This is a genomic window from Ralstonia sp. 22111 (assembly GCF_052045895.1).
Lineage (GTDB): Bacteria > Pseudomonadota > Gammaproteobacteria > Burkholderiales > Burkholderiaceae > Ralstonia > Ralstonia wenshanensis.
Map to the genome: position 1 here is coordinate 92,174 of NZ_JBQEPR010000001.1, position 24,721 is coordinate 116,894.

General features: G+C 63.8%; 21 protein-coding genes and 1 pseudogene. 12 read left to right on the top strand and 10 right to left on the bottom strand.

Translation table 11 applies throughout. The features are described from left to right. Positions 1-6: 6 nt before the first annotated feature. The 4 genes from ACTJK4_RS00430 to dnaA form a co-directional block, all read right to left on the bottom strand. Entirely contained in the window at positions 7-783 is a 777-nt protein-coding gene (locus ACTJK4_RS00430) for a hypothetical protein (protein WP_440815233.1), read from the bottom strand. Positions 784-1,112: 329 nt separating this feature from the next. Further along, positions 1,113-3,641 carry a DNA topoisomerase (ATP-hydrolyzing) subunit B gene (gene gyrB, locus ACTJK4_RS00435; RefSeq protein ID WP_440815236.1) on the bottom strand — a complete coding sequence of 843 codons (2,529 nt, stop codon included), beginning with the start codon at positions 3,639-3,641 and terminating at the stop codon, positions 1,113-1,115. Between the two features lie 128 nt (positions 3,642-3,769). Beyond that, positions 3,770-4,885 (bottom strand): DNA polymerase III subunit beta, encoded by a 1,116-nt coding sequence (gene dnaN / locus ACTJK4_RS00440; RefSeq protein ID WP_316880899.1) that lies wholly within the window; start codon positions 4,883-4,885, stop codon positions 3,770-3,772. Between the two features lie 276 nt (positions 4,886-5,161). Then, positions 5,162-6,751 (bottom strand): chromosomal replication initiator protein DnaA, encoded by a 1,590-nt coding sequence (gene dnaA / locus ACTJK4_RS00445; RefSeq protein WP_232041620.1) that lies wholly within the window; start codon positions 6,749-6,751, stop codon positions 5,162-5,164. 629 nt (positions 6,752-7,380) lie between these two features. On the opposite strand from dnaA, the gene rpmH reads away from it, so the two are divergent. The 4 genes and pseudogenes from rpmH (at position 7,381) to yidC (ending at position 10,105) form a co-directional block, all read left to right on the top strand. Continuing rightward, positions 7,381-7,515, top strand: a complete 135-nt coding sequence (rpmH, locus tag ACTJK4_RS00450) for a 50S ribosomal protein L34 (protein WP_003262958.1) — start codon at positions 7,381-7,383, stop codon at positions 7,513-7,515. A gap of 62 nt (positions 7,516-7,577) precedes the next feature. After that, positions 7,578-8,000: a ribonuclease P protein component gene (rnpA, locus tag ACTJK4_RS00455; RefSeq protein WP_232043079.1), complete on the top strand. Its 423-nt coding sequence runs from the start codon at positions 7,578-7,580 to the stop codon at positions 7,998-8,000. Continuing rightward, positions 7,997-8,293: pseudogene (yidD, locus tag ACTJK4_RS00460) on the top strand (membrane protein insertion efficiency factor YidD); the annotation flags it as partial. The gene rnpA and the pseudogene yidD, both read left to right, overlap by 4 nt. Positions 8,294-8,440: 147 nt before the next feature. Further along, positions 8,441-10,105: a membrane protein insertase YidC gene (gene yidC / locus ACTJK4_RS00465; protein WP_440815246.1), complete on the top strand. Its 1,665-nt coding sequence runs from the start codon at positions 8,441-8,443 to the stop codon at positions 10,103-10,105. A 73-nt stretch (positions 10,106-10,178) separates the two neighbouring features. Here yidC and ACTJK4_RS00470 read toward each other — a convergent pair whose 3' ends face one another. Next, positions 10,179-10,577 carry a VOC family protein gene (locus ACTJK4_RS00470; protein WP_316870314.1) on the bottom strand — a complete coding sequence of 133 codons (399 nt, stop codon included), beginning with the start codon at positions 10,575-10,577 and terminating at the stop codon, positions 10,179-10,181. Between the two features lie 59 nt (positions 10,578-10,636). Here ACTJK4_RS00470 and mnmE point away from each other — a divergent pair, with 59 nt between their 5' ends. The 3 genes from mnmE to ACTJK4_RS00485 are packed head-to-tail and all read left to right on the top strand — an operon-like array spanning position 10,637 to position 12,805. Next, positions 10,637-12,082 carry a tRNA uridine-5-carboxymethylaminomethyl(34) synthesis GTPase MnmE gene (mnmE, locus tag ACTJK4_RS00475; RefSeq protein ID WP_440815249.1) on the top strand — a complete coding sequence of 482 codons (1,446 nt, stop codon included), beginning with the start codon at positions 10,637-10,639 and terminating at the stop codon, positions 12,080-12,082. 5 nt (positions 12,083-12,087) lie between these two features. After that, positions 12,088-12,477, top strand: a complete 390-nt coding sequence (locus ACTJK4_RS00480) for an NUDIX hydrolase (protein WP_440815251.1) — start codon at positions 12,088-12,090, stop codon at positions 12,475-12,477. 4 nt (positions 12,478-12,481) lie between these two features. Continuing rightward, positions 12,482-12,805, top strand: a complete 324-nt coding sequence (locus tag ACTJK4_RS00485) for a low molecular weight protein tyrosine phosphatase family protein (RefSeq protein WP_440476943.1) — start codon at positions 12,482-12,484, stop codon at positions 12,803-12,805. Positions 12,806-12,821: 16 nt separating this feature from the next. Here the strand turns inward: ACTJK4_RS00485 and ACTJK4_RS00490 are convergent, their stop codons facing one another. Continuing rightward, entirely contained in the window at positions 12,822-13,073 is a 252-nt protein-coding gene (locus tag ACTJK4_RS00490; RefSeq protein ID WP_260803756.1) for a hypothetical protein, read from the bottom strand. Between the two features lie 27 nt (positions 13,074-13,100). Between ACTJK4_RS00490 and ACTJK4_RS00495 the strand changes: the two genes are divergently transcribed. Then, positions 13,101-13,358, top strand: coding sequence for a hypothetical protein (locus tag ACTJK4_RS00495; protein WP_440815255.1), 258 nt, complete (start codon positions 13,101-13,103; stop codon positions 13,356-13,358). A 55-nt stretch (positions 13,359-13,413) separates the two neighbouring features. On the opposite strand, the gene rpsU is transcribed toward ACTJK4_RS00495, so the two are convergent. Continuing rightward, entirely contained in the window at positions 13,414-13,626 is a 213-nt protein-coding gene (gene rpsU / locus ACTJK4_RS00500) for a 30S ribosomal protein S21 (RefSeq protein WP_003262970.1), read from the bottom strand. A 244-nt stretch (positions 13,627-13,870) separates the two neighbouring features. On the opposite strand from rpsU, the gene ACTJK4_RS00505 reads away from it, so the two are divergent. Continuing rightward, on the top strand, positions 13,871-14,962 hold the full coding sequence (locus ACTJK4_RS00505) for a DNA topoisomerase IB (protein WP_440815258.1): 1,092 nt from the start codon (positions 13,871-13,873) through the stop codon (positions 14,960-14,962). A 33-nt stretch (positions 14,963-14,995) separates the two neighbouring features. Here ACTJK4_RS00505 and ACTJK4_RS00510 read toward each other — a convergent pair whose 3' ends face one another. The 3 genes from ACTJK4_RS00510 to ACTJK4_RS00520 are packed head-to-tail and all read right to left on the bottom strand — an operon-like array spanning position 14,996 to position 20,982. Then, entirely contained in the window at positions 14,996-16,540 is a 1,545-nt protein-coding gene (locus ACTJK4_RS00510) for an efflux transporter outer membrane subunit (RefSeq protein ID WP_440815261.1), read from the bottom strand. 2 nt (positions 16,541-16,542) lie between these two features. Continuing rightward, positions 16,543-19,695: an efflux RND transporter permease subunit gene (locus tag ACTJK4_RS00515; protein ID WP_232041611.1), complete on the bottom strand. Its 3,153-nt coding sequence runs from the start codon at positions 19,693-19,695 to the stop codon at positions 16,543-16,545. A gap of 15 nt (positions 19,696-19,710) precedes the next feature. Next, positions 19,711-20,982: an efflux RND transporter periplasmic adaptor subunit gene (locus tag ACTJK4_RS00520; RefSeq protein ID WP_260803753.1), complete on the bottom strand. Its 1,272-nt coding sequence runs from the start codon at positions 20,980-20,982 to the stop codon at positions 19,711-19,713. Between the two features lie 567 nt (positions 20,983-21,549). On the opposite strand from ACTJK4_RS00520, the gene ACTJK4_RS00525 reads away from it, so the two are divergent. The 3 genes from ACTJK4_RS00525 to ACTJK4_RS00535 all read left to right on the top strand — a co-directional run bounded on the left by ACTJK4_RS00525 (position 21,550) and on the right by ACTJK4_RS00535 (position 24,647). Further along, positions 21,550-22,221: a TetR family transcriptional regulator gene (locus ACTJK4_RS00525; RefSeq protein ID WP_232041609.1), complete on the top strand. Its 672-nt coding sequence runs from the start codon at positions 21,550-21,552 to the stop codon at positions 22,219-22,221. Further along, positions 22,218-23,111, top strand: coding sequence for a patatin-like phospholipase family protein (locus tag ACTJK4_RS00530; protein WP_440815265.1), 894 nt, complete (start codon positions 22,218-22,220; stop codon positions 23,109-23,111). Before ACTJK4_RS00525 ends, ACTJK4_RS00530 begins: the two co-directional genes overlap by 4 nt. Positions 23,112-23,222: 111 nt before the next feature. Further along, positions 23,223-24,647 (top strand): dihydrolipoyl dehydrogenase family protein, encoded by a 1,425-nt coding sequence (locus ACTJK4_RS00535; RefSeq protein WP_440815268.1) that lies wholly within the window; start codon positions 23,223-23,225, stop codon positions 24,645-24,647. Positions 24,648-24,721 lie beyond the last annotated feature (74 nt).

Consider the following 24,721-nt stretch of genomic DNA (forward strand, 5'->3'; position numbering starts at 1 on the left):
ATCGGTTTAAACGGGGGTGCAATGTGACGGCCATTCTGTAGCCGGGACGCCAACGTACAGCGCGAGCAAGGAGATGTCCGCCTTACCCACGAGCTTTGCCTTCAGCGACTCAGCATGATGGGAGAGGTCTGATATCGCAGGAGCGGTATCGCGGACTAGAACACCTACAAGCTTCTTTCCGTGATCCATGTCCTTTGCCAGCTCCCTCAGAGCCTGCCGCCACAGCTCGAACTGAGATGTTCCCTTCACACGGGCATACAAGTACTTTAATAGCCGGCGAAGAAGACTGGCGTCCGCGGCGAGGGCGTAAAGTTGATATTCTAGACCCTTGTTGCCATACATGACGCTTGGAGGAGACTTCCTGTCAGAAGAGGTCTTTACCTCCGCAAAGAGGAAGCGATGTACTCCCCCGCCCCCTGGCACGAATCCTACGATGTCGGCGCCTGGAAGGCTTGCACGAACTGACCTCAGATCACGTCGACGATTCGTTGGCCAGATTGCTCCCTCCCGTGCTTGGAGTACCACCTCCGCAATGGCCTCGCCAATATCGTGCGCAGAGAGCGGCTCCTCGGTGGCGAGCAGGATAGCCTGAAGCTCTGTTCCATCGAAACCGTCGGCACTTAAGTAGCCCGCTAGATCCGCCTCGTGCTCAGCATCATAGGCTCGTTCTCGAACTGCGCCCTTCAGCCACGCAATGCATTGTGCGGTTTCTGAGGCAGATAGCCCGAGGAATGGAATTTCTCCATCTGAGCTGAAAACCGTATCAACCTGAGCTGGGAGCATTGGTTCTTTGGCGAGATAAAACGCTTGCAAATGTACATTAGCGCGCCTTCATAGACTCCCCAACGATGGAAGGGGCTTCACCTCATTATTTTCAATTCTGAAATAAGAATTTCTTACATCAATAAACCCATGCTTCATCGGCACGTATCCGTCTGGTTAGCGCTGCATCATTGTTCTAAACATTTATGCTTAATACGCACGCACGCGTTTTCAGGCTTTTATTCCAATATGCGGGAATCCAGCCTCGAAAATTTGGTAGCAAAATTCAGACGACCAAAAAAAACGCCAGGAGAAATTTCCCGGCGTTTTTGATCGATTAGATTAGGCGCTCAAACATCAATATTCCGCGCCACCAACGCATTGCTCTCAATGAAGTTCCGGCGCGGTTCCACGTCGTCGCCCATCAGCGTGGTGAAAATCTGGTCCGCGGCAATGGCGTCTTCAATCTGCACGCGCAGCAGGCGGCGCTGGGTGACGTCCATGGTGGTTTCCCACAGCTGCTCGGGGTTCATTTCGCCCAGGCCCTTGTAGCGCTGGCGGCTCACGCCGCGCTCGGCTTCGCTCAGCAGCCAGTTCATGGCGGCGTGGAAGTCGGCTACGTTCTGCTCGCGCACCTTGTCGCCGGTGCCGCGGCGTACCTTGGCGCCGTCGCCAATCAGGCCCTGGAAGGTGGCGGCGGTGCTTGAGAGCGCGGTGTAGTCGGCGCCGGCCACAAAATCGGCGTCGATGTGGCTGAGGCGCTGGTTGCCGTGCTGGCGGCGGACGACCATGATGCGGTACTTCTCGGTCTTCTCGTCGTACTGCATGAAGGCGTCTGCGGTGGCGCCGCCGTTGGCGTTGCTGGCGTTGCCTTGCATTTCCAGCAGGCGGGCCTTGAGCGTGCGGGCGCTGGCTTCGGCTGCGGCTTCGTTGGACAAGTCCAGCGATACGCCTTCGGCAATGGCGCGCAGGGCGTCGGCGTCAATCACGCGAGACAGGCGCTCGATCACGCCGCGGCTGAGCTGGTACTGGCGTGCGAGTTCGGCCAGGGCGTCGCCGGCAATCTCGGTGCCGTCGGGGCGCACGAGCACGGCGGTGTCCAGCGCCTGGCGCACGAGGTAGGCGGCCATCTCGACGTCGTCTTTGATGTAGCGCTCTTCCTTGCCGTGCTTGATCTTGTAGAGCGGCGGCTGGGCGATGTACACGTGGCCGCGCTCGATGATCTCGGGCATCTGGCGGTAGAAGAACGTGAGCAGCAGCGTGCGGATGTGCGAGCCGTCCACGTCAGCATCGGTCATGATGATGATGCGGTGGTAGCGCAGCTTGTCGAGGTTGTAGTCGTCTTTGCCAATGCCGGTGCCCATGGCGGTGATGAGCGTGAGCACTTCTTGGCTGGAGAGCATCTTGTCAAAGCGCGCGCGCTCGACGTTCAGGATCTTGCCCTTGAGCGGCAGGATTGCCTGGAACTTGCGGTCGCGGCCTTGCTTGGCCGATCCACCTGCGGAGTCACCCTCGACGATGAAGAGTTCTGACAGCGCGGGGTCTTTCTCCTGGCAGTCGGCCAGTTTGCCTGGCAGGCCCATGCCGTCGAGCACGCCTTTGCGGCGGGTCATTTCGCGGGCCTTGCGGGCGGCTTCACGCGCGCGGGCGGCTTCAACGATCTTGCCGCAGATGATCTTGGCGTCGACGGGCGTTTCCAGCAGGAAGTCGCTCAGCGCCTTGGCCACGACTTCTTCCACCGGCAGGCGCACTTCAGACGAGACGAGCTTGTCTTTGGTCTGCGAGCTGAACTTGGGCTCGGGCACCTTGACGGACAGCACGCAGGTCAGGCCTTCGCGCATGTCGTCGCCCGAGGTGTCGACCTTGGCCTTCTTGGCGATCTCGTTGTCGGCGATGTACTTGTTGATGACGCGCGTCATGGCGGCGCGCAGGCCCGTGAGGTGGGTGCCGCCGTCGCGCTGCGGGATGTTGTTGGTGAAGCAGAGCACCTGCTCGTTGTAGGCGTCGTTCCACTGCATCGACACTTCTACGGCCACGCCGTCTTTCTCGCCCGAGGCAAAGAAGACGGTGGGGTGCAGCACGGTTTTGTTCTTGTTGATGTATTCAACGAAGCCCTTCACGCCGCCCGAGAAGGCGAAGTCTTCTTCCTTGCCAGTGCGCTGGTCGGTCAGCCTGATGTGCACGCCGTTGTTCAGGAACGAAAGCTCGCGAATGCGCTTGGAGAGGATCTCGTAGTGGTATTCGACGTTGGTGAAGATCTCTTCGTCGGCCAGGAAGTGCACTTCGGTGCCGCGCTTGTCGGTGGTGCCCGACACACGCAGCGGCGAGACTTCGACCATCTGGCCGTCCGGCCCTTGCACCGTTTCGATCAGGCGGTTTTGCGGCACGCCCTGTGCGAACTCGATGTAATGCACCTTGCCACCCTGGCGCACCGTCACCTTCATCCACTTCGACAGGCCGTTCACGCAAGACACGCCCACGCCGTGCAGACCGCCCGACACCTTGTAGCTGTTCTGGTTGAACTTGCCACCGGCGTGCAGCTCGGTCATGGCGATCTCGGTCGCGCTGCGCTTGGGCTCGTGCTTGTCGTCAAACTTGATGCCGGTCGGGATGCCGCGGCCGTTGTCGATCACGGAGATGGAGTTGTCCGTGTGGATGGTGACCTGGATCTCGGTGCAATGGCCGGCCAGCGCTTCGTCGATGGAGTTGTCCAGCACCTCGAACACGAGGTGGTGCAGGCCGGTGCCATCCGAGGTGTCGCCGATGTACATGCCCGGCCGCTTGCGTACCGCCTCCAGGCCTTCCAGGATCTGGATCGAGGCGGCGTCATAGATGTTGGCCTCGGCGGGGGTGGATTGCGGTTTCTGCTCTTCGGTCATGTCGTTCTGCTCGCTGCCATGGGCGCGGAAATGGTTATCTCAACGCACACAGCGGGGTTGCTTAAAAACGGCGAAGGGGCGGATCGTCACGATCCAGCCCCTCGTCTTGCTCTGGGTGCAGCGGTGCGTCAAATGCGCATCGGCATGACGACGTACTTGAAGGTGTCGTCGTCGGGCAGGGTGATGAGTGCGCTCGAATTGGAGTCGCCCAGGCTCACCTGCACTTTTTCGGCCTTGAGGTTGGCCAGCACGTCCAGCAGGTAGGTGACGTTGAAACCGATATCCAGTGCATCGCCCTGGTAGTCGATTTCGAGTTCTTCCTGCGCTTCTTCCTGGTCAGCGTTGGTGGAGCTGATCTTGAGGACGTTGGTGTCGAGCATGCAGCGCACGCCCTTGAACTTGTCGGTGGTCAGGATGGCCGTGCGTTGCAGGGCGCTCTGCAGGAACGTGCGGTCGATCGTGAAGCTGTTGCGGTAACCCTTCGGGATCACGCGCTGGAAATCCGGGAACTTGCCTTCGACCAGCTTGGAGATCAGCTCGATATTGCCGAAGGTGAACTTGACTTGGTTGGAGGCCAGTTGCACCGAGACGGGATCGTCCACGTCTTCCAGCAGGCGCTGCAGTTCGAGGATGGTCTTGCGCGGGATGATGACTTCCTGGCGGCCGCCGGCGCCTGCCGGTTGCTCGCCGGTTTCAACGCCGCAGTAGGCCAGGCGGTGGCCGTCGGTGGCGACAGCCATGACTTGCTTGCCATCCACCACCAGCAGCATGCCGTTGAGGTAGTAGCGGATGTCTTGCTGGGCCATCGCGAAGTGCACCATCGCCAGCAGGTGCTTGAGCGTCTTCTGCGGCACGGTGATGCGGGCACCGAAATCGGTTGCCTCCGCGACAGTCGGGAATTCTTCAGCGGCCAGCGTCTGCAGCGCAAAGCGGCTCTTGCCGGATTGCACCGTCATGCGCTTGTCGTTGAGCGTGAGAGCAACTTCGCCGTCGGGCATGGCACGCAGGATGTCGACCAGCTTGCGGGCAGCCACGGTGGTGGCGATGTCGCCGGCGCCGGCGCCGCAATCGGCGTGCGTGGTGATCTGGATTTCGATGTCGGTGGACAGGAAGGAAACCCGTTCACCTTGCTTGGTGATCAGCAGATTAGCCAGGATGGGCAGCGTGTGTCGGCGTTCCACGATGCCGCTCACGATTTGCAGCGGACGCAGCAGGTTGTCTCGCGAGGTTTTGACCAATTGCATGAAGGCGATCCTTGGCTTGAGAGGTGACACCGCGCGCGCCCCAGCCTGGGCCACACGGGCCGGTGCCTGCAGGAGCATTCGCGATTAACCCAAAGTTGTTGTAAATCAAGGGGTTAATCACAAATTATACCGCAAATAAGGGGGCGCTGGATAGCGTCACGCGCGCGGCAAATATGTCTATTGTGCATGAAAAGACGCCCGCATTCGAGCGGGCGTCTGTCGAGGCTTGATTCAGGGCGAATGGCGTTGCCATGCGCTCTGCTGACCATCGCGCGGTCAGCCCTTGAGCGTTTGCTCGAGCACGTGCAACTCGTGGTTGAGCTGGGCGTCCTTGGTGCGCTCGTCGGCAATCTTTCGTACCGCGTGCAGCACCGTGGTGTGGTCGCGTCCGCCGAACAATTCGCCAATCTCGGGCAGGCTCTTCTGCGTGAGTTCCTTGGCCAGATACATGGCGATCTGCCGCGGGCGCGCGATGTTAGCGGGCCGCTTCTTGGAATACATATCCGCGACCTTGATGTTGTAGAAATCCGCGCAGGTCTTCTGGATGTTTTCCACCGAGATCTGACGGTTCTGCACGGTCAGCAGGTCTTTGAGCGCCTCGCGCGTAACCTCGATCGTGATCTCTTTGCCGTGGAAGTTCGAGTACGCCAGGATCTTGCGCAGCGCGCCTTCCAGCTCGCGCACGTTCGAGCGCAGGTGTTTGGCCACGAAGAAGGCCACCTCTTCCGGCACGATCACATTCTCGGCCTGCGCCTTCTTCATCAGAATCGCGACGCGCATCTCCAGCTCGGGCGGCTCGATGGCCACGGTCAGGCCGGAGTCGAAGCGCGAGATCAGGCGGTCGTCGATGCCGGTGATCTCTTTCGGATACGTATCGCTGGTGATGATGACCTGGGCACGGTTGGCAATCAGCGCCTCGAACGCGTAGAAGAATTCTTCCTGCGTGCGGTTCTTGCCCGAGAAGAACTGGATGTCATCGATCAGGAGCAGATCGAGCGAGTGGTAGTAGCGCTTGAAATCGTCAAACGCCTTGCGCTGATACGCCTTCACCACATCAGACACGTACTGCTCCGCGTGGATGTAGCGGATGCGCGCGCGCGGGTTCTCCATCAGCATGAAGTTGCCAATGGCATGGATCAAGTGCGTCTTGCCCAGGCCCACGCCGCCGTACAGGTACAGCGGGTTGTACGACTTGCCCGGGTTGTTGGCGACCTGGATGGCGGCAGCGCGCGCCAACTGGTTCGCCTTACCGGTGACGAAGTTGTCGAACGTCAGGATCTGATTGAGCCGCGAACGCTCGTGCACGGAATCATCCACCGGCGCCTGCGGCGGCGCGGCCTGGCTGGTGACCACGGCGGGCGCCTGCGGCGGCATGCGGTACGACTGGGCCCTGACCTCGGTGGCGTCCATCACGGGCACGTCGATATCGGCAGCGGCATGGCCCGCCGTTGCAAGCGCGGCTTCGCGATACACGGCCGGCGCGGCGCGCAGATTACCCGCGTCATGCGCGACACCGTTGCCGGCCGGCAGGGCCTGCCGCGGTTGAATCTGCTGCGCGCCCAAAGGTTGCATCGGCACCGGCGCGAGCGACGGCTGCAAGGCCGCCTGGCGCTGGCCGGCGGTCGGGTCGAGCACGAACTGCACGTCGACGGTCGCCTCCCAGTAGTCGCACGCAAGCGACTGGATGCGGCCAGAGAACTGACTCTTGACCCAGTCGAGCTTGAAGCGGTTGGGCGCGGCAATCCGCAGCGTGCACGCCTGCTCGTCAAACGACAGCGGCGTCAGCGGCTTGATCCACGTCTTGAATTGTTGCGGCGTCAACTCACTCTCGAGCTGAGCGGACGCCGCATGCCAGAAATCCTGCATCGTTATCGTTAGGTGTTTGACCGGCGCCACACGCGTCTGTTGACGTCCCCGGGAGGGCCGGCCGCCGGGCTCCTGGCGCAGGCCAGAAACCGGGTGGCTTTCGTTATTGGAACGGGATTGTACCCCCGGCCGAAAGTTATCCACAAAGGATAAGTCTGTGGATAACCTGTGGACCCGCTGTGAGTAGCGGTGGACAACCGATTTTGTTGACTCGCCGCAAACCCAGTCCCCACAAGGCTTTGCGCAGAGCACACCAAGCCGCACAAGGCGATGGGGACAACTCGTCGCCGGGTGAATTTCGGGCGCCGGGCGCACGTTATCCCCAGTCAGGAAGGCTTGACAGATGTGGGAAATGCCGCTTAAATGTCGGGTTCTGCGATGCGCAGCAGGGGAGCGCACGCTTGTTCGTGTCAGATGCGGGGCGAGAAACACTTCGTCGCGACTGATCCGGCTTAGGCCCGATGCTCTCGGTGCCCGATGTTCCGGTGACACCCTAGACCTGAACAACATAGCGCACGGCAGTCTGCGTGGGCGATTTCTCTGACTGAATCGACACCAGGCCGCGGCGGTAGCCCTAGGCCCGGCGCGTGCGGCAATGTCCGCACCACCCATTAACAAGAGAGTGCATCATGAAGCGTACCTATCAACCTTCCGTTACCCGTCGCAAGCGCACCCACGGTTTCCGTGTCCGCATGAAGACCCGTGGTGGCCGTGCCGTGCTGAACGCACGCCGCGCCAAGGGTCGTAAGCGCCTGGCCATCTAAAGACGGCCGCGCCGAGGGTGGCGGCTCCTGGCCGTTACCCGTGGCTTTGCGGCACGCTGGCGATGGGCCTGCACGCCTACCCCAAGGCCGCGAGGCTGACAAAAACGGATGAGTTTTCATCCGTTTTTGCTTTGCGGCCTGTCCGGCGTAGTCGTCACTTCGTGCTGTATGTGCGCGCCAACGGCGCCGCTCAAGCCCGCCTCGGCGTGGTAATCGGCAAGAAATTCGCCAAGCGTGCTGTCGAGCGCAACCTCATCAAACGGCAGTGCCGCGAGTTGTTCCGCCTGCGGCAGCCTCTGCTGGGCGGACGCGACGTGCTGATCCGTCTGCAGGCCAAGTTTCCGCGCCAGGACGTGCCCACCGTGGCCGCCTTCAAGCGCATCTGCCGCGAAGAGCTGGTGCATCTGTTCGAGATTGCGACGCGCCCGCTGCCGGCACCACCTGCTGCCGCCCCCTCCCAGCCCACCGCTGGGAGCACGCCATGACGCGCGTGCTGCTGTTTCTGCTGCGCATCTACAAAGTGGCGTTCAGCCCGTTTGTGGGCGCGCAATGCCGTTTCCTCCCGACCTGTTCCGACTACGCGCGCGACGCCGTGCTCACTCACGGGCCGGGTTACGGCAGTTATCTTGCGGCAAAACGTCTATGCCGCTGCCATCCGTTCGCACAAGGCGGGTATGATCCTGTGCCGCCCGCTGCTGGCGACGCTGTGCCCCGCTCCCCCGATCCCGCATCGACCGACGCGACCGCAGCTGACTCCCAGCCTGCGCGGCCGTCGATCCAGGCAGTGCCGGAAAACGTAGCGAGCAGCCCAAAGTTGGACCGAGAAGCGCAACCGTACAAGGGTACGGTGAGCATCGCAGGTTCAAGATCGGGCTGCGCAGCCGCTTTTCGGCGCTGGCTTCACCTTCCCAGACCGTAATCCGACATGGATATCAAACGCACCATTCTCTGGGTGATCTTCTCGCTGGCGGTTGTCCTGCTGTTCGACAACTGGCAACGCGCGAATGGCCACCAGTCGATGTTCTTCCCGACGCCGCAAACGGCCACGACCACAGCCGCCGCGCCGGGCAGCACGCCAGCAGGCGACGTGCCGAACAGCGCCTCCACGACGGCTGCTGCCGGGTCGCAAGCCGCCCCGGCTACGGGCGCCGCTTCGCAGGCACCGGCTTCGGAAAAGATCGTCATCTCGACCGACCTGCTGCGCGCCACCATCGACACCGACGGCGCCATCGTCACCAAGCTCGAACTGCTTGGTCAGAAAGACCACGACGGCAACCCGATGGTGCTGTTCGACCGCAGCGTCGAGCGTACCTATCTGGCGCGCTCGGGCCTGATCGGCGGTGACTTCCCGAACCACACGACGGTGTTCACGGCATCGGCCGGCCCGCGCGACTTGGGCACGGGCAACGATGTGTCGATCACGCTCACCGCCGACAAGGGCGGCGCCAAGCTGGCCAAGACGTACGTCTTCAAGCGCGGCAGCTACGTGATCGACACGCGCTTCGACGTGACCAACGACGGCGCAGCGCCGATCAATCCGACGCTGTACCTGGAACTGGCTCGTGACGGCGGCGCTGTGGAGCACTCACGCTTCTACAGCACGTTCACCGGCCCGGCGGTGTACACCGACGGCGACAAGTTCCACAAGATCACCTTCGCCGACATCGACAAGGGCAAGGCACAGGTGCCGGCCCCGACCGACAGCGGCTGGGTGGCGATGGTGCAGCACTACTTTGCATCGGCCTGGATTCCGGCAAACAACGTCAAGCGCGAGTACTACGTCAACCGCGTCGACACCAACTTCTACCGCATCGGCATCCAAGAGCCGCTGGGCACGGTCGCGCCGGGCGCCAGTGTGTCGGCCACGGCACGCCTGTTTGCCGGCCCGCAGCAAGCACGCATGCTCGAGGCCATCACGCCGGGCCTGGACTTGGTGAAGGACTACGGTTGGCTGACCATCGTCGCCAAGCCGCTGTTCTGGCTGCTCGAAAAGATCCACGCGCTGCTGGGCAACTGGGGCTGGTCGATCGTCGCGCTCACGGTGCTGATCAAGCTGGTGTTCTTCCCGCTGTCGGCCACGAGCTACCGCTCGATGGCCAAGATGAAAGACCTGCAGCCGCGCATGACGGCCATCCGCGAGCGCCACAAGGGCGACCCGCAGAAGATGAACCAGGAGATGATGACGCTGTACCGCACCGAGAAGGTCAATCCGCTCGGCGGCTGCCTGCCGATCGTGATCCAGATTCCGGTGTTCATGGCGTTGTACTGGGCGCTGCTGTCGTCGGTTGAAATGCGCGGTGCGCCTTGGATCGGCTGGGTGCACGATCTGTCCACGCCTGACCCGTTCTACATCCTGCCGGTGCTGATGGCCGTGTCGATGTTCGTGCAGACCAAGCTCAACCCGACCCCGCCGGATCCGGTGCAGGCCAAGGTCATGATGTTCATGCCGATCGCGTTCTCGGTGATGTTCTTCTTCTTCCCGGCCGGCCTGGTGCTGTACTGGGTGGTGAACAACTGCCTCTCGATCGCGCAGCAATGGTCGATCAACCGCATGCTGGGCACCAACAAGAAGGCGGCACCCGCCAAGTAAGGCGAATGCGCTTCAGCAAAAAGGGCACCTCCGGGTGCCCTTTTTCACGCCTCCCTCAAACGCTTCACGCGCTTCAGACGGGTGCGTGGCAGACGGCCTCGATGTTGTGGCCGTCCGGGTCGCGCACGAAAGCGCCGTAGTAGTTCGGGTGATAGTGGGCGCGCACGCCGGGTGCGCCATTGTCAGTGCCGCCTGCGGCCATTGCCGCAGCGTAGAAGGCCTCCACCTCGGCACGCGTGTCGACGCGGAAAGCCACGTGCAGCGGCGGCTTGTTCGGCTCCTGCCCCGCCATCGCTGCTGAAACCCAGAACTCCGCCTTCCCCGGAGGCCCAAAGCCCGCCACATCGGTGTGGCCGGTGACGGCTGCGGGAAACTCCAGCACCTTGCCCAGGCCAATGGCGCCGAGTGCCTGTTCGTAGAACCGCTTGCTGGCCTCAAAGTCGCTGACGACGATGCCGGTGTGATCAATCATCCGAATCTCCTGGGTTGGAAACTGGCGCGCAACTGCGCGGCTGCCGCACAATACCGCCCATGACCGCTGATGACCACCCCGCCGCCTTGCCGAACGCTTCCGCCGCGCCGCGTGCGCCCATCCTCACGATCCCCATCGCGGCGATTGCCACCGCCCCTGGGCGGGGCGGCATTGGCGTGGTGCGCGTGTCGGGGCCCGACGTACGCACCGTCATGCAAGCCGTGTGCGGACGCCTGCTGACGCCGCGCCAGGCAACTTACCTCCCCTTCCTCGACGCCAACGGCAATGCGATCGACCGCGGCATCGCGCTGTGGTTTCCCGCGCCGCATTCGTACACGGGCGAAGACGTGCTTGAGCTGCAGGGGCACGGCGGCCCCGTCGTGATGCAACTGCTGCTGCAACGCTGCCTGGCCGCTGGTCGCGAGATCGGCCTGCGCGTGGCGGAGCCCGGCGAGTTCACTCGCCGCGCTTTTCTCAACGACAAGATGGATTTGGCGCAGGCCGAGGCCGTCGCCGACCTGATCGAGGCCAGTACCGAAGCTGCCGCACGTTCGGCAGCGCGTTCGCTCGATGGCGCATTCTCGCAGGCGGTGCATGCGCTGGTTGAGCGTGTGATTCATCTGCGCATGCTGGTGGAGGCAACGCTGGATTTTCCTGAGGAGGAAATCGACTTTCTGGAAGCCTCCGACGCGCGCGGCCAGCTCGCCGGCATTCGCGCGGCCGTCGATGGCGTGCTGGCGCAGGCGCGCCAAGGTGCGCTGCTGCGCGAAGGCCTGCACGTGGTGATGGCGGGGCAGCCGAACGTCGGCAAATCGTCGCTGCTCAATGCGCTGGCGGGGGCAGAGCTTGCCATCGTCACGCCGATTGCCGGCACCACGCGCGACAAGGTGCAGCAGACCATCCAGATCGAAGGCATCCCGCTGAACATCGTCGACACGGCGGGCCTGCGCGATACGGAAGACGAAGTTGAGCGCATCGGTATCGAGCGCACCTGGGCTGCCATCGCCCGCGCCGATGTCGTGCTGCATCTGCTGGATGCGGCGGACTATCGCGCCAACGGCCTCTCGCCCGAAGATGCCGCCATCGACGCCCGCATCGCCGCGCACGTACCCGCCGGCGTGCCGACCCTGCGCGTCGTCAACAAAATCGACCTCTCTGGCGTGGCCGTACCGGGCCGCGTGGATACTGAGCCGCCCGAGGTATGGCTCTCGGCGCGCGACGGCCTGGGCGTTGAATTGCTGCGCGCGGCGTTACTGGAGATCGCCGGCTGGCAGGGTGGCGGTGAGGGGCTTTACCTTGCGCGCGAGCGCCATCTCGCCGCACTGCGCACGGCCCGCGAACATCTGGCCACAGCGGCGGAGCATGCCGATCAGCAAGCGCAATCGCTGGACCTGTTTGCAGAAGAACTGCGGCTTGCGCAGGAGGCGTTGAACAGCATCACGGGGGCGTTTTCGAGTGATGACTTGCTGGGGGTGATTTTTAGCCGGTTCTGCATCGGCAAGTGACCGCCATGTCGGCCTACCCCGTCTCCATCAAAGGCGTCCTGCGCGTGCCCACCGGCGAGGTCGTCCTACTGCTCAATGAGCGCGAAGAATGGGAGTTGCCTGGCGGCCGTATTGAACTTGGCGAAACGTCCATCGAATGCCTGGTTCGCGAGATTGCCGAAGAGCTGAACCTGCGTGTGGAAGCGGGCGCGTTGATCGACACGTACCTGTTCGAAGTCGTGCCGGGCAAGTATGTGTTCATTGCCACGTACGCGTGCGCGCTGGTGGGCCCGTTTGAACCCACCGTCAGTCATGAGCACAAGCGCCTTGGGCTATTTGCGCCCGACGCGTTGCCGGTGAATTTGCCGAAGGGCTATCGCGCATCGATTGCGGCGGCGCTGCAGGCATCGGTTTAGCCCGATGCGTGTGCTCTTCATCTGCAGCCGCAATCGGCTACGCAGCCCGACGGCGGAAGCGGTCTTCGCCAGGTGGCCAAACGTCGAGACAGATTCTGCGGGCTTGGCTCCCGACGCAGACGTGCAACTCGACGCCGATCAGCTCGACTGGGCTGAGACGATTTTCGTCATGGAACGTAGTCACCAGCGGCGCCTGTCGCAGCGGTTTGGTGCGCGACTACGCGGCAAGCACGTGGTGTGTCTGGATATTTCCGACGACTACGTGTTCATGCAGCCCGAACTCGTCGCCTTGCTGGAGAAACGGGTCGGCCCGTATCTGCGCAGTTGATGGGCAAGTAGACCGCTCAGTCCCGCCCCCAACGCCAGCGTGGCGGCTCTCCCTTCCACCAGCAGACCAGTAACAGCAGCGCTGTCACGCCCAGCACGTACAACGCAAAGCTCGACTGCGTTTGCCCCGGGTGCAGCCCCACGATGCCAGCCCCCAGCAGTACGGCATAGATGACGAGTACCGCCCAACCCTGCCAACGCGAAGGCAAGCCCCATCCCCAGCCGTAGCGCTTGGCCGGAAACCAGTATTCATTGGAATCGGTAGACATCGTTGTCTCAGAGAGCGCGTACAAAGGGTGCTCGCCAATGTACTCCCGTGGGGAATCGGCACAACAGACGCCAACAGCCAGCCGGTCAATTACCGCTGGCGGATGTCGTTTGAAACAGGAAGGGCACGCGCAGCGCGCACCGAAGCGGCGGACAATGGCGCACAGGCCATCAACCGCATCTTGCTAGCTTCTGTATCGGGGAGTGGAGCGTTGGTTGAATCCGGAAAGGCTTCCGGTGCGCGCAAGGCGCTACAAACCAAGCTCGGCGGAACGGACGTCGATTGACTTCACACCGCCAGCGGCAGCACCCGATTGGTGCTACCGAAACAATCGCGCGATCTTAGTAGAGCTTCTTCGGCAGCATTTGCGAGCGCAGGCGTTTACGCGTACGCGAAACGGCAGCAGCTTTCTTGCGCTTGCGCTCGGTCGTCGGCTTTTCGTAAGCGGTGCGGGCGCGCAGTTCCTTGATCAGGCCAGTGCGCTCGATTTCACGGCGGAAGCGGCGCAGCGCAACTTCGACCGGCTCGTTTTCTTTCAGACGGATGGTGGTCATCGGGTCCCTTGCTCAGTATTCGGGTGGACGGCGAAACAGCGGATTATATACCGCCCAGAGGGCGTGCAGTGTAGTTGAATCCGTTTACCGATGCAAGGCACTTCCGATTGTGGCGGAAAGGCCATTTCTTGCCGCAATTTTGAGCAGATGCGTGGCCTCGATACTACGCCATGAGCGGGTAGGCGGTGCACGGAGCGGGAGGAACGCCGCTTGCTCAGAGCAACCATCTCTCTTGATCTCTATCGTGGAACGCGTTCCCAAGTCTGCGCCAGCGACGATTGCCCCAAGCGCGCCAACCTCCGCCGAAGCACTGCCCGAGCGGCTGCGCTATGTGGACGACACGCGGCCGGGCTACACCCGGCGCCGATTGCGCGGCCGCTTCGCCTATTTCGATACGCGTGGCGAGCGCATCCGCGATCCCGCAGTCATTGCGCGCATCAACAAGCTGGCGATCCCGCCGGCCTACACCAACGTCTGGATCTGCCCACACGCGGGCGGCCATCTGCAGGCGACGGGGCGCGACGCGCGCGGGCGCAAGCAATACCGCTATCACGCCGACTGGCGTGCCTTTCGCGATGCCGATAAATATGGGCGGCTGCTCGCATTCGGGGCGGCGCTGCCGCGCGTGCGCGAGGCGATCACCGCCCACCTGGCGGCACCGGGCCTATCGCGCGAGAAGATGCTGGCGACGGTGGTCTTTCTGCTGGACGTGACGCTCGTACGTGTAGGCAACGTTGCGTATGCACGCGACAACCGCTCCTATGGGCTCACGACGCTGCGCAATCGCCACGTGGAGGTGCATGGCAACACGGTACGTTTTCAGTTTCGCGGCAAGAGCGGCGTGGAGCACGACGTGTCGGTATCGGACCCGCGCCTGGCGCGCATCATCCGACGCTGCGTCGATCTGCCGGGCCAGGAGTTGTTCCAGTACATCGACGAAGCTGGCGAGCGCCGTGTGGTGGATTCCATGGATGTGAATGCGTACTTACAAGAGATCACGGGCGCAGATTTCACGGCAAAGGACTACCGCACCTGGGCCGGCAGCGTGCTCGCGCTGGATCTGCTGCGCGGGCGCACGTCGGCGAACGCTACCGAGGCGCGCCGGCAGGTGGTGGAAGCCATTGCTGCCGTGGCCAAGCGTCTGGGGAACACGCCGGCTGTCTGCCGCAAGTGCTATGTGCATCCGGCCGTGGTGGACGCCTTCCTGGCCGGCGAGCTAGAAGCACTGCCCCCGACCCGCGCACGCAAGGGCCTGCGACGCGAAGAAGCGGCGCTGCTTCGCTTTCTTGAATCCAGTGCCAGCGCAAAGGGCACAGGCGAAAAAAAGCCCGCCTGAACAAGGCGGGCTTTCGAGCGAACAGACGCGAACTTACTTCGATGGCTGCGGCGTCATATCCGGCGTGGGGGGCGCAACACCCGGGGCAGCCGTCGGCTGAGCCTGCTGCGCCGCCACCGTGGTGCTGTGCTCCTGCAGACCGCCACCCAGTGCCGTGTACAGATCGATGGCGTTGGTCAGGCGGGCCAGCCGCGTCTGCACCAGGGTCTGGTCGGCGCTGAACAGATCGCGCTGCGCGTCGAGCACATCGAGGAAGCTCGACACGCCGTTGCGATAGCGCTGGTCAGACAGCGTCAGGCGATCGGCCGTGGCATCGCGGAAGCGCTTCTGCGCGGCCACCTGATCTTCCAGCGTGCCGCGCGCCACGAGGGCGTCGGACACCTCACGGAAGGCGGTCTGGATCGTCTTCTCGTAGTTGGCCACCGCAATCTTCTGGTTGGTCTTGGTCAAGTCCAGGTTGAAGATGTTGGTGCCCCAGTTGAAGATCGGCAGCGTCAGGTTTGGCACGAACGACCAAAACCCCGTACCGCTCTTGAACAGGTCATGCAGCGCGCCGCTGGCCGTACCCACGTTGGACGTCAGCCCGATGCTCGGGAAGAACGCCGCACGCGCTACGCCAATGTTGGCGTTGGCGGCAATCAGCTTCTGCTCGGCCTGGCGGATGTCAGGGCGTTGCTCCAGCAGCTCCGACGGCAGACCCGGCGGAATGTCGGCAACGATCTTCTCCGACGACACCATGGTCGGCGCGGGAAGATCGGCCGGCAGCGGGGCGCCCACCAGCAGCACAAGGGCGTTGGTCGCCTGAGCATACTGGCGCGTCAGCTGCGCCACCGACACACGCACCGATTCCACCAGCGTCTCGGTCTGACGCAGATCCAGCGCCGACGAGGCCCCCACGTCAAAGCGCTGCTTGGCCAGCTTGTAGTAGTCCTCGCGGCCCTTCAGGGTCTGCTGGGCCAGCTCGAGCTGCTCGGCGTACGCGCGCTCGTTCAGGTAGGCCTTGGCCACCTGCGAGATCAGGCTGATCTGCGCGGCACGCCGGCCCTCGTCCGTCGCCAGATAACTTGCACGCGCAGACGACGTGACGTCGCCCACGCTGAACAGGTTCACCTGATAGTTGCTGATGCCCACGCCAAGCTGGTACTGCTTGGTGTAGATGTCGCCGCCGGTGGTCGAGATCGACGGCGGCGTATGGCTGCGCGTGTACGTGGCAGACGCATTGACCGGCGGCAGCAGGTCGGCGATCTGCAGGCGGTACTGCGCACGCGCGGCCTCGACGTTGAGCATGGCCACGCGCAGGTCGCGGTTGTTCTCGAGCGCCAGGCCGATCAGCTTCTGCAGCCGCGCATCGGGGAAGAACTCGCGCCAGCCCAGCTCGGTCGCGCGGGGCGCGTTCTCGCCGGGCTTGGCGGAATCTGCCGGCACGGCATAGCCGGCCGGTGCCTGCGGATACGCGCTCGTTACCGGGGCGTCGGGGCGCTCATAGGTGGGCGCCAGCGAGCAGCCGGACAGCACGCCCGCGACCAGCAGGAGCGCCGGCAGCAGCGCGGGGGTTCGAAAGGTCATCGTTTTCTGCATGTTCAGATTTCCTCGTCCAGCGGACGGTGCGCGGCATCCAGGCGGCGTTGACGCTCGCTGCCCTTGAAGATGCGGCGGACCACCACGAAGAACACGGGCACCAGCACCACGGCCAGCACCGTCGCGGTGATCATCCCGCCCATCACGCCGGTACCGATGGCGCGTTGGCTGGCGGAGCTGGCACCCGTGGCAATCGCCAGCGGCAGCACGCCCAGGATGAAGGCGAACGACGTCATGATGATCGGGCGGAACCGCAGGTGCACGGCCTCGAGCGTCGCTTCGATCAGGCCCTTGCCTTGCGCCTGCAAGTCCTTCGCGAACTCGATGATAAGAATCGCGTTCTTGGCGGACAGACCCACCACCGCAATCAGGCCGACCTTGAAGTACACGTCATCGGGCATCGCGCGCAGCGTCACGCCCAGCAATGCGCCGAGCACGCCCAGCGGCACCACCAGAATCACCGCCGCCGGGATCGACCAGCTTTCATACAGCGCCGCCAGCACCAGGAACACCGCCAGCAGCGACAACGCATACAGCGCCGGCGCCTGCGAGCCCGAGGCCTTTTCCTGCAGCGACTGGCCCGTCCACTCGTAGCCGATACCCGCCGGCAGCTTGGCAGCCAGACGTTCCATCTCGGCCATGGCGTCACCCGAGCTGGCACCCGGCGCGGCCGCACCCGAAAGGCGGACAGCCGGATAGCCGTTGTAGCGCACGAGCTGCACCGGGCCGACGATCCAATGGCCCCTCGCGAACGTCGACATCGGCACCATGTTGCCCTGCGCGTTGCGCACGTACAGGTTCATGATGTCTTCGGGCTGCATGCGGTTGATCTTGTCCGCTTGCACGATCACACGCTGCTGACGACCGTAGTTCGGGAAGTCGTTGGCGTACGCCGAACCCAGCGCCGTCGACAGCACGGCGTTGATGTCGGTGAACGACACACCCAGCGCGTTGGCCTTCTCGCGGTCGATATCCACTTGGTACTGCGGCGAATCTTCCAGACCTTCCGGGCGCATGCCAGTGATGATCTTGCTTTTCGCCGCCATCCCCAGCAGCTGATTGCGGGCAGCCATCAGCGCGTCGTGGCCCAAGCCTGCGCGGTCCTGCAGACGGAACGTGAAGCCCGTTGCGTTACCCAGTTCCGGAATCGGCGGGGGGTTCAGCGGGAACACGATCGCATCGCGAATACCACCGAACAGCGCACCGAAGGCCCGGCCAACCACAGCATCAGCGGTTTGATCCTTGCCCTTGCGCTCGCTCCAGTCCTTGAACGGGGTGAACACGATACCGGCGTTCGGCCCGTTGCCCGAGAAGCTGAAACCCTGCACGGCCACGATGTTCTCGACCGCTTTTTCATGCTTGTAGTAGTTCTCGACCTGCTTGATCACTTCCAGCGTGCGGTTGGCCGATGCACCGGGCGGCAACTGGATGTTGGTCACGATGTAGCCCTGGTCTTCGGTCGGCAGGAACGAAGACGGCAGGCGCAGGAACAGGAACACCACCGCAACGATCAGCGCAACGTAGATGACCATGTAGCGGAAGGTCTTCTTCAGCATGCGCTCCACGAAGCTTTGGTAACGGTTCGTGGTGGTGCTGAACATGCGGTTGAACCAGCCGAAGAAGCCCTTCTTCTCGTGGTGCGAACCCTTTTCGATCGGCTTGAGCAGGGTTGAGCACAGTGCCGGCGTGAGCGTCAGCGCCATGAGCGCCGAGAAGAAGATCGACGACACCATCGACAGCGAGAACTGGCGATAGATCGCGCCCACCGAGCCCGAGAAGAACGCCATCGGGATGAACACGGCCATCAGCACCAGCGTAATACCGATGATGGCGCCCGTGATCTGGCCCATGGCCTTGCGGGTGGCTTCGCGCGGGGGCAGGCCTTCCTCGGCCATGATCCGCTCGACGTTTTCCACCACCACGATCGCATCGTCAACGAGGATACCGATCGCCAGCACGAGGCCGAACATCGTCAGCACGTTGATCGAGAAACCCAACGCGTTCATCACGGCAAACGCGCCGAGCAGCGAGATCGGCACCACGATCGACGGCACCAGCGTGTAGCGGATGTTCTGCAGGAACAGCAGCATCACCAGGAACACCAGCACCATGGCCTCGAACAGCGTCTTGACCACTTCTTCGATCGAGATCTGGACGAACTTCGAGGTGTCGTACGGCACCTTGTATTCCACGCCCGCCGGGAAGTACTTCGAAAGTTCTTCCAGCTTGGCCTTCACGGCCTTGGCGGTGCCCAGTGCATTACCCGTGGGCGAGAGCTGCACACCAATTGCGGAAATCGGCTGGCCGTTGATCCGCGCAGACGTCGAGTAGGTCTGGCCGCCCAGCTCCAGGCGCGCCACATCCTTCACGCGCACCAGCGAACCGTCCGGCTTGGCCACGAGCACGATGTTGCCGAACTGCTCGGTGGTCGTAAGCTGGCCTTCCACCACGACCGTCGCCGCGAGGGGCTGGTCGGAGACGGACGGCAAGTCACCGATCGTACCGGCGGAGACCAGCGCGTTCTGTGCGCGAATGGCGTTGTAGACGTCCGTGGGCGTCAGCTTGTAGCCGACCAGCTTGGCCGGATCGATCCAGACGCGCATGGCGCGCTCCGTACCGAACAGGATGGCCTGGCCGACACCCGGCACGCGCTTGATTTCATTCAGCACGTTGCGGGAGATATAGTCGCCCAGCGCCACCGGATCCATCTTGCCGTCGGTGGATGCCAGCGTGGCGAACAGCAGGAAGTTCGAGCGGGCCTTGTCGACCTGCACGCCCTGCTGCGTCACTGCAGACGGCAAACGCGCTTCCACGCGCTTCAGGCGGTTCTGCACGTCCACCTGCGCCAGCGCCGGATCGGTACCGGCCTTGAACGTCACGGTAATTTGCGCCTGGCCGTTACCGCCCTGGCTGACCGACTCCATATAGAGCAGGCCGTCCGCACCGTTCATTTCCTGCTCGATGATGCTGGTGACGGACTCGTCCAGCGTCTTCGCATTCGCGCCCGGATACGTTGCCGTGATGATGACGGACGGCGGCGCGATGGTCGGGTACTGCGAGATCGGCAGCTGGGTGATCGAAATCGCCCCAGCAAGGATGATGAACAGCGCGAGCACCCAGGCAAAGACCGGGCGATCGATAAAAAACTTTGCCATGCGATGGCTCCTTGTTTACTGCTTGGCTGCCGGTGCGCTGGCAGCGGGAGTGCTTGCAGCAGGGGCGCTGGCTGCCGGTGCGGGTGCGGCGCCGCTACCCTGGCCACCCTGACCTTGCGGCCCCTTGCCCTGGCCCGCCTGCATCGGCTGCCACGGCACGGCCTTGACCGGTGCGCCCGGATGGACCTTCTGCAGACCGTCGACGATCACCTTGTCGCCCGCCTTCAGGCCGCTGGAGACGATCCATTCCGTACCGGTCGAGCGGTCGGCCTGGACCTGGCGCACCGCTGCCATGCCCTTCTCGTCGACAACCATGACGGAGGCGCCGTCCGGGCTGCGCGTCACGGCTTGTTGCGGCACCGTGATCGCCTGCTCGTCCACGGCCTGCTCCAGGCGGGCGCGCACGTACATGCCCGGCAGCAGCGTGCGGTCGGCGTTCGGAACAATCGCGCGCAGCGTGATCGTGCCCGTGGCCGGGTCCACCGTCAGGTCGGAGAAGTACAGCTTGCCCGGTTGGGCGTAGGCACGGCCGTCATCCGTCACGAGCGTGACCTTGGCTGCGTCACCACCGGCCTTGGCCAGCTTGCCGTCCTTGAGCGCCTGCTGCAGGCGCAGCACTTCGGTGCTCGACTGGGTGAACGTCAGATAGATCGGGTCGATCTGCTGCACGGTCGTCAGCAGCGTCGCCTCACCCTGGCCCACGAGCGCGCCTTCGGTAACCTGCGCCAGCCCGGCACGGCCGGAGATGGGCGAAGTCACGCTGGCGTAGCCGACGTTCAGCTTGGCGGTTTCCACGGCGGCGCGGGCGGCGGCCACGTCAGCGGTGGCTTGCTTGGCGGCGGCGGTGGCGTCGTCGTAGTCCTGCTTGCTGATGGCGTTGGTGGCAACCAGCGGTTTGTAGCGCTCAGCCTTCAGTTGCGCCTGCGTTTGCGTGGCTTCTGAACGCGCAAGCTGTGCCTTGGCGCTGTCGAGCGACGCCTTGTACTGCGCCGGATCGATCTGGAACAACTGTTGGCCGGCCTTCACGTCACTGCCTTCGGCGTAGGTGCGCTTGAGTACGATGCCCGCGACCCGTGCTCGCACCTGCGCCACACGCGTGGCCTCCAGGCGGCCCGGCAACTCGCTGGTCAGACCAACGGAGTGCGGCTGCACGGTCACAACGCCGACTTCGGTCGGAGGCATGCCGGCGCCGCCCGGCCCTTGTGCCTGCTTGTTGCCGCAGGCTGCAAGTGCCACCACCATGAATGCGGCGGCAGCGAGTTGGTGATAACGGCGGGTGTTCGTCATAGATGACCCCATGTGGCGATAAGCGGAATGCCGGGTGCCGCAACGCCGCGCAAACGAGTGCGACGCCGGCAAACCGTCAGCGAAACCAAAAAACACAAAACGAAAACGTCCGATGCTAGCTGCATCTGGCGGCATGCGATATGGCTTTTGCGACGAACTCGCAACAACTTGGACCAGAATGCTAAGACGCGGGAGCGATCGGCAGTCGATCTCCGCCCTGGCTGCCGACAGACACGAAGCCGGCCCCAGCGCACGTGCCCGGGATGGATGTGGCGCATACGGCCATGGGCAAGCGACGGAGTGCGCGCTATTATAGATACGTTCGCGTATGTATGTAAGTCACGCCGTTGGGAATAGGGACTCCGTTGACACGTTTCCGGAGTTCGTAGCAATGACGGCGATCAAGCGAACAGGCAGCGGATACCGCGCTGCGACAAGCATTGTCAGCCAACGGACCCCAAGCCGCGTTGTGCGAAGCGCAATGGTGCGTTGCCAGGAATTGTGCATTGCACAAAAGCCAATCGAAAGAACGCCCGCCGAGATGGCACGGCGTTCCTCTGGAAGATCATGGTCAGACGAACGAAGGAAGAAGCACTGGAAACCCGCAACCGCATCCTGGATGCGGCGGAAGACGTGTTCTATGCGCGCGGCGTGGCACGCACATCACTATCGGATATCGCCCAAGCCGCGGGCGTGACGCGCGGCGCCATCTACTGGCACTTCCGCAACAAGACCGACGTGTTCGCCGCCATGTGTGAGCGCGTGAAGCTGCCCATGGAGACCATGTGCACCCCGCTCGGGGTGGAAGCCGATGATCCGTTGGGCGAACTGCGCACGGTGGGCAACTTCCTGCTGCGGCAACTCGTGGAAGATGCGCACTGGCGCAAGGTCTTCGAGATCATGTTCAACAAGTGCGAGTTCGTGGAAGACACGAGCCCCATCCTCAAGCGCCAGCAGGAATCGTTTGAGGAAGGCATGACCCACCTGACGAGCATCATCGAGCAGGCAACGCGGCGCGGGCAACTGCCGGCCGACCTCGACATCCCGCTGGCCGTGGCGCATTTCCATGCCACTTTCAACGGCATCATGGGCGATTACCTGTTCTACCCGGACGCCTCCAGCCTCGCCACCAAGCGCGAGCGCCTGCTGGATGCGTGCATCGACACCCTCAAATACGCGCCGTCGCTGCGGCTGGAGCCTGCGGCCGCCGCTGCCGCCCACACCGGGGCCTCGGCATGAACATGCCCGTGTTCGATCAGATGGTCTTTGCCGGCGGCGGCAACCGGTGCTGGTGGCAGGCCGGCTGGTGGGATGTCGTGCAGCCCGAACTGGGCTTGGCCCCGCGCGTGATTGCCGGCATCTCGGCCGGCGCATCGACGGCGTGCATGCTGCATGCATGGAATTCGGCCGATCTGATGGATTACTACGGCGAGGCCCTGCGCCAAAACACCCGCAACGCCCACTGGGGCAACCTGCTGCGCGGCGAGCGTGTGTTTCCGCACTACGGTATGTACAGGACGGCGCTGCTGACGGTGTTCGGCGAGGGTCGCTTCGCGCGGCTGGCACAGGCGCCGGAGATCCGCATCGGCGTGGCCCACATCCCGCGCTGGCTGGGCGCTCGCTCCGCCGTGGCGGCAGGGCTGATTGCCTACAACATCGAAAAGCACGTTCGCAAGACGCTGCACCCGACGCTGGGCAGGCGCCTCGGCTTCACGCCGGAAATCGTGCGCGCGCAGGATTGTGCCACCCCCGAGGACTTGGCCGATCTTCTCCTGCAATCGGCGTCCACCCCGCCTTTCACGCCGGTGCTTCGGCGCGCGGGGCGGCCGGTACTCGACGGCGGCATGGTCGACAACGTGCCCGTGCACGCGCTGGATGCTACGCCGGGCGATGCGCTGGTGCTCGTCACGCGCCTGTACCCGCGCCCGACGTATTTCCGCATGGATGTGCCGGTGGCTGGCGGCGTGCTGCGCCGGTTTTATGTGCAACCTTCGCGCAAGGTTCCCATTTCGAGCTGGGATTACACCCGCCCTGGCGCCATGCGCGACGCCTATGCACTCGGCCGTCATGACGGCGAAACCTTCCTGCGCGAACTTCCACGCGGGTTCGCCACGGCGGTGGCTGCGTAACCACCTCCTCCAAGACAAAGACAGGCGGCGGGCGCGCCGCTTGCTCCACATGGGCGCGCCCGCCGGCGTGCCGCTCAGGTCGTCCGGCCGATGCCTCTTCGACGGACACTTATGCCCGCAAACCCTGCACATGCGTTTGACCTGATCGTGATCGGCGCCGGTTCAGCCGGGCTCGCGGCTGTGCGCCGATCTGCGCAACTGGGGGCACGGACGCTGCTGATCGACCGTGCGCAAATCGGCGGCACCTGTGTCAACCGTGGTTGCGTGCAGAAGAAACTGCTCGGCTACGGCGCTGCCTGGTCGCAGACAATGGCGCGGTGTTTGCGCGCCGCGCACGCCGCCGACGCCTGGGCCGACGCCATCGCGCGGACGCGTGCCGAAGTCGCGCGGCTGCACGAAGCGCATTTCGCCCACCTGGCCGATGCCGGCGTGCAGTGGTTGAGCGGCACTGCCTCGCTGCGTGGCCGTGGCATCGTCCGGTTGCAAACCGAGTCCGGCAAGACCACGCTGCGCGCGCGCCAGATCGTGCTGGCTGCCGGCGCCCGCCCCACGCCGCTTCCCGTACCCGGCGCGGAACTGGCTTGCACTTCCGACGACGTGTTCGGCTGGGAGACGCTGCCCGCGTCGCTCATCATCGCGGGCGGTGGCGTCATCGCGGTGGAAATGGCGTCCACGCTGGCGCGCTTTGGCGTGCGGGTCACCGTGCTGACGCGCGATGCGCGCTTGCTGCCTGAATTTGATGCCACGGTGGCCGAGGCCGCCGCGCAGTCGCTGGCCGGCTGCGGCGTCGAGCTGATCCTGAACGCCGATGTTGTCCGCGTCGAACGCGATGCCGTGAATGGCGGCGGCGTGACCGTCTACGCGAGCATCGAAGGCAGCGACGCTCCCCGCGCGCTACGCGCCCAGCGTGTGTTAAGCGCCATCGGCCGCACGCCGAACGTCGCGGGCCTTGGCCTGGACGCGGCCGGCGTCACGCTCGATGCGCACGGACGCATTGCGGTCGACCGCCATTTCCGCACGCGCGCACGCGGCGTGCATGCCGTGGGCGACATCTGCGGCGCCAGCCGCCTGCAATTGACACCCGTGGCCGCCGCGCAGGGCCGCTACGTGGCCGAACGCCTATTCGGCAAAGGCACCAAGCTGCCCGACATGGACACCGTGCCGATGGCCGTGTTTTGCGATCCGGCCATCGCAAGCGTGGGCCTGACCGAAGCCGACGCCCGCACGCGTTGGCCCGAACTGGGCAAGCGCGGGCCGGACACCGACAAACGCGCCTTGGCAGACCGTATCGACGTGGTGGTCCGCCGCTTCGTCTCGCTGGAGCAGCGTTTTGCGGGCTCGGGCATGGAATCGTTGATCAAGCTGGTATGCAATGCCCGCAGCGGACGCGTGCTGGGCGCGCACATCGTCGACAACGCTGCGCCGGAGATCATCCAGGCACTGGCGGTGGCCGTGCGCGTGGGCGTCCGGCTCAAGCATCTGCAGTCGACCGTCGGCCTGCACCCTACCGTGGCAGAGGAACTGCTGAGCATGTAAGCGCACTTGTTCAATTTTCCTGACCCCGGTCTGCAAAACCGTGCACGTTACTGGTGCCGGGTCGGCGCAGAATG

Excerpts from the sequence above, each read along its gene's own strand:
- ACTJK4_RS00430 (WP_440815233.1), bottom strand. The coding sequence starts at position 783 with ATGCTCCCAGCTCAGGTTGATACGGTTTTCAGCTCAGATGGAGAAATT.
- gyrB (WP_440815236.1), bottom strand. The coding sequence starts at position 3,641 with ATGACCGAAGAGCAGAAACCGCAATCCACCCCCGCCGAGGCCAACATC.
- dnaN (WP_316880899.1), bottom strand. The coding sequence starts at position 4,885 with ATGCAATTGGTCAAAACCTCGCGAGACAACCTGCTGCGTCCGCTGCAA.
- dnaA (WP_232041620.1), bottom strand. The coding sequence starts at position 6,751 with ATGCAGGATTTCTGGCATGCGGCGTCCGCTCAGCTCGAGAGTGAGTTG.
- rpmH (WP_003262958.1), top strand. The coding sequence starts at position 7,381 with ATGAAGCGTACCTATCAACCTTCCGTTACCCGTCGCAAGCGCACCCAC.
- rnpA (WP_232043079.1), top strand. The coding sequence starts at position 7,578 with ATGGGCCTGCACGCCTACCCCAAGGCCGCGAGGCTGACAAAAACGGAT.
- yidC (WP_440815246.1), top strand. The coding sequence starts at position 8,441 with ATGGATATCAAACGCACCATTCTCTGGGTGATCTTCTCGCTGGCGGTT.
- ACTJK4_RS00470 (WP_316870314.1), bottom strand. The coding sequence starts at position 10,577 with ATGATTGATCACACCGGCATCGTCGTCAGCGACTTTGAGGCCAGCAAG.
- mnmE (WP_440815249.1), top strand. The coding sequence starts at position 10,637 with ATGACCGCTGATGACCACCCCGCCGCCTTGCCGAACGCTTCCGCCGCG.
- ACTJK4_RS00480 (WP_440815251.1), top strand. The coding sequence starts at position 12,088 with ATGTCGGCCTACCCCGTCTCCATCAAAGGCGTCCTGCGCGTGCCCACC.
- ACTJK4_RS00485 (WP_440476943.1), top strand. The coding sequence starts at position 12,482 with ATGCGTGTGCTCTTCATCTGCAGCCGCAATCGGCTACGCAGCCCGACG.
- ACTJK4_RS00490 (WP_260803756.1), bottom strand. The coding sequence starts at position 13,073 with ATGTCTACCGATTCCAATGAATACTGGTTTCCGGCCAAGCGCTACGGC.
- rpsU (WP_003262970.1), bottom strand. The coding sequence starts at position 13,626 with ATGACCACCATCCGTCTGAAAGAAAACGAGCCGGTCGAAGTTGCGCTG.
- ACTJK4_RS00510 (WP_440815261.1), bottom strand. The coding sequence starts at position 16,540 with ATGCAGAAAACGATGACCTTTCGAACCCCCGCGCTGCTGCCGGCGCTC.
- ACTJK4_RS00515 (WP_232041611.1), bottom strand. The coding sequence starts at position 19,695 with ATGGCAAAGTTTTTTATCGATCGCCCGGTCTTTGCCTGGGTGCTCGCG.
- ACTJK4_RS00520 (WP_260803753.1), bottom strand. The coding sequence starts at position 20,982 with ATGACGAACACCCGCCGTTATCACCAACTCGCTGCCGCCGCATTCATG.
- ACTJK4_RS00525 (WP_232041609.1), top strand. The coding sequence starts at position 21,550 with ATGGTCAGACGAACGAAGGAAGAAGCACTGGAAACCCGCAACCGCATC.
- ACTJK4_RS00530 (WP_440815265.1), top strand. The coding sequence starts at position 22,218 with ATGAACATGCCCGTGTTCGATCAGATGGTCTTTGCCGGCGGCGGCAAC.
- ACTJK4_RS00535 (WP_440815268.1), top strand. The coding sequence starts at position 23,223 with ATGCCCGCAAACCCTGCACATGCGTTTGACCTGATCGTGATCGGCGCC.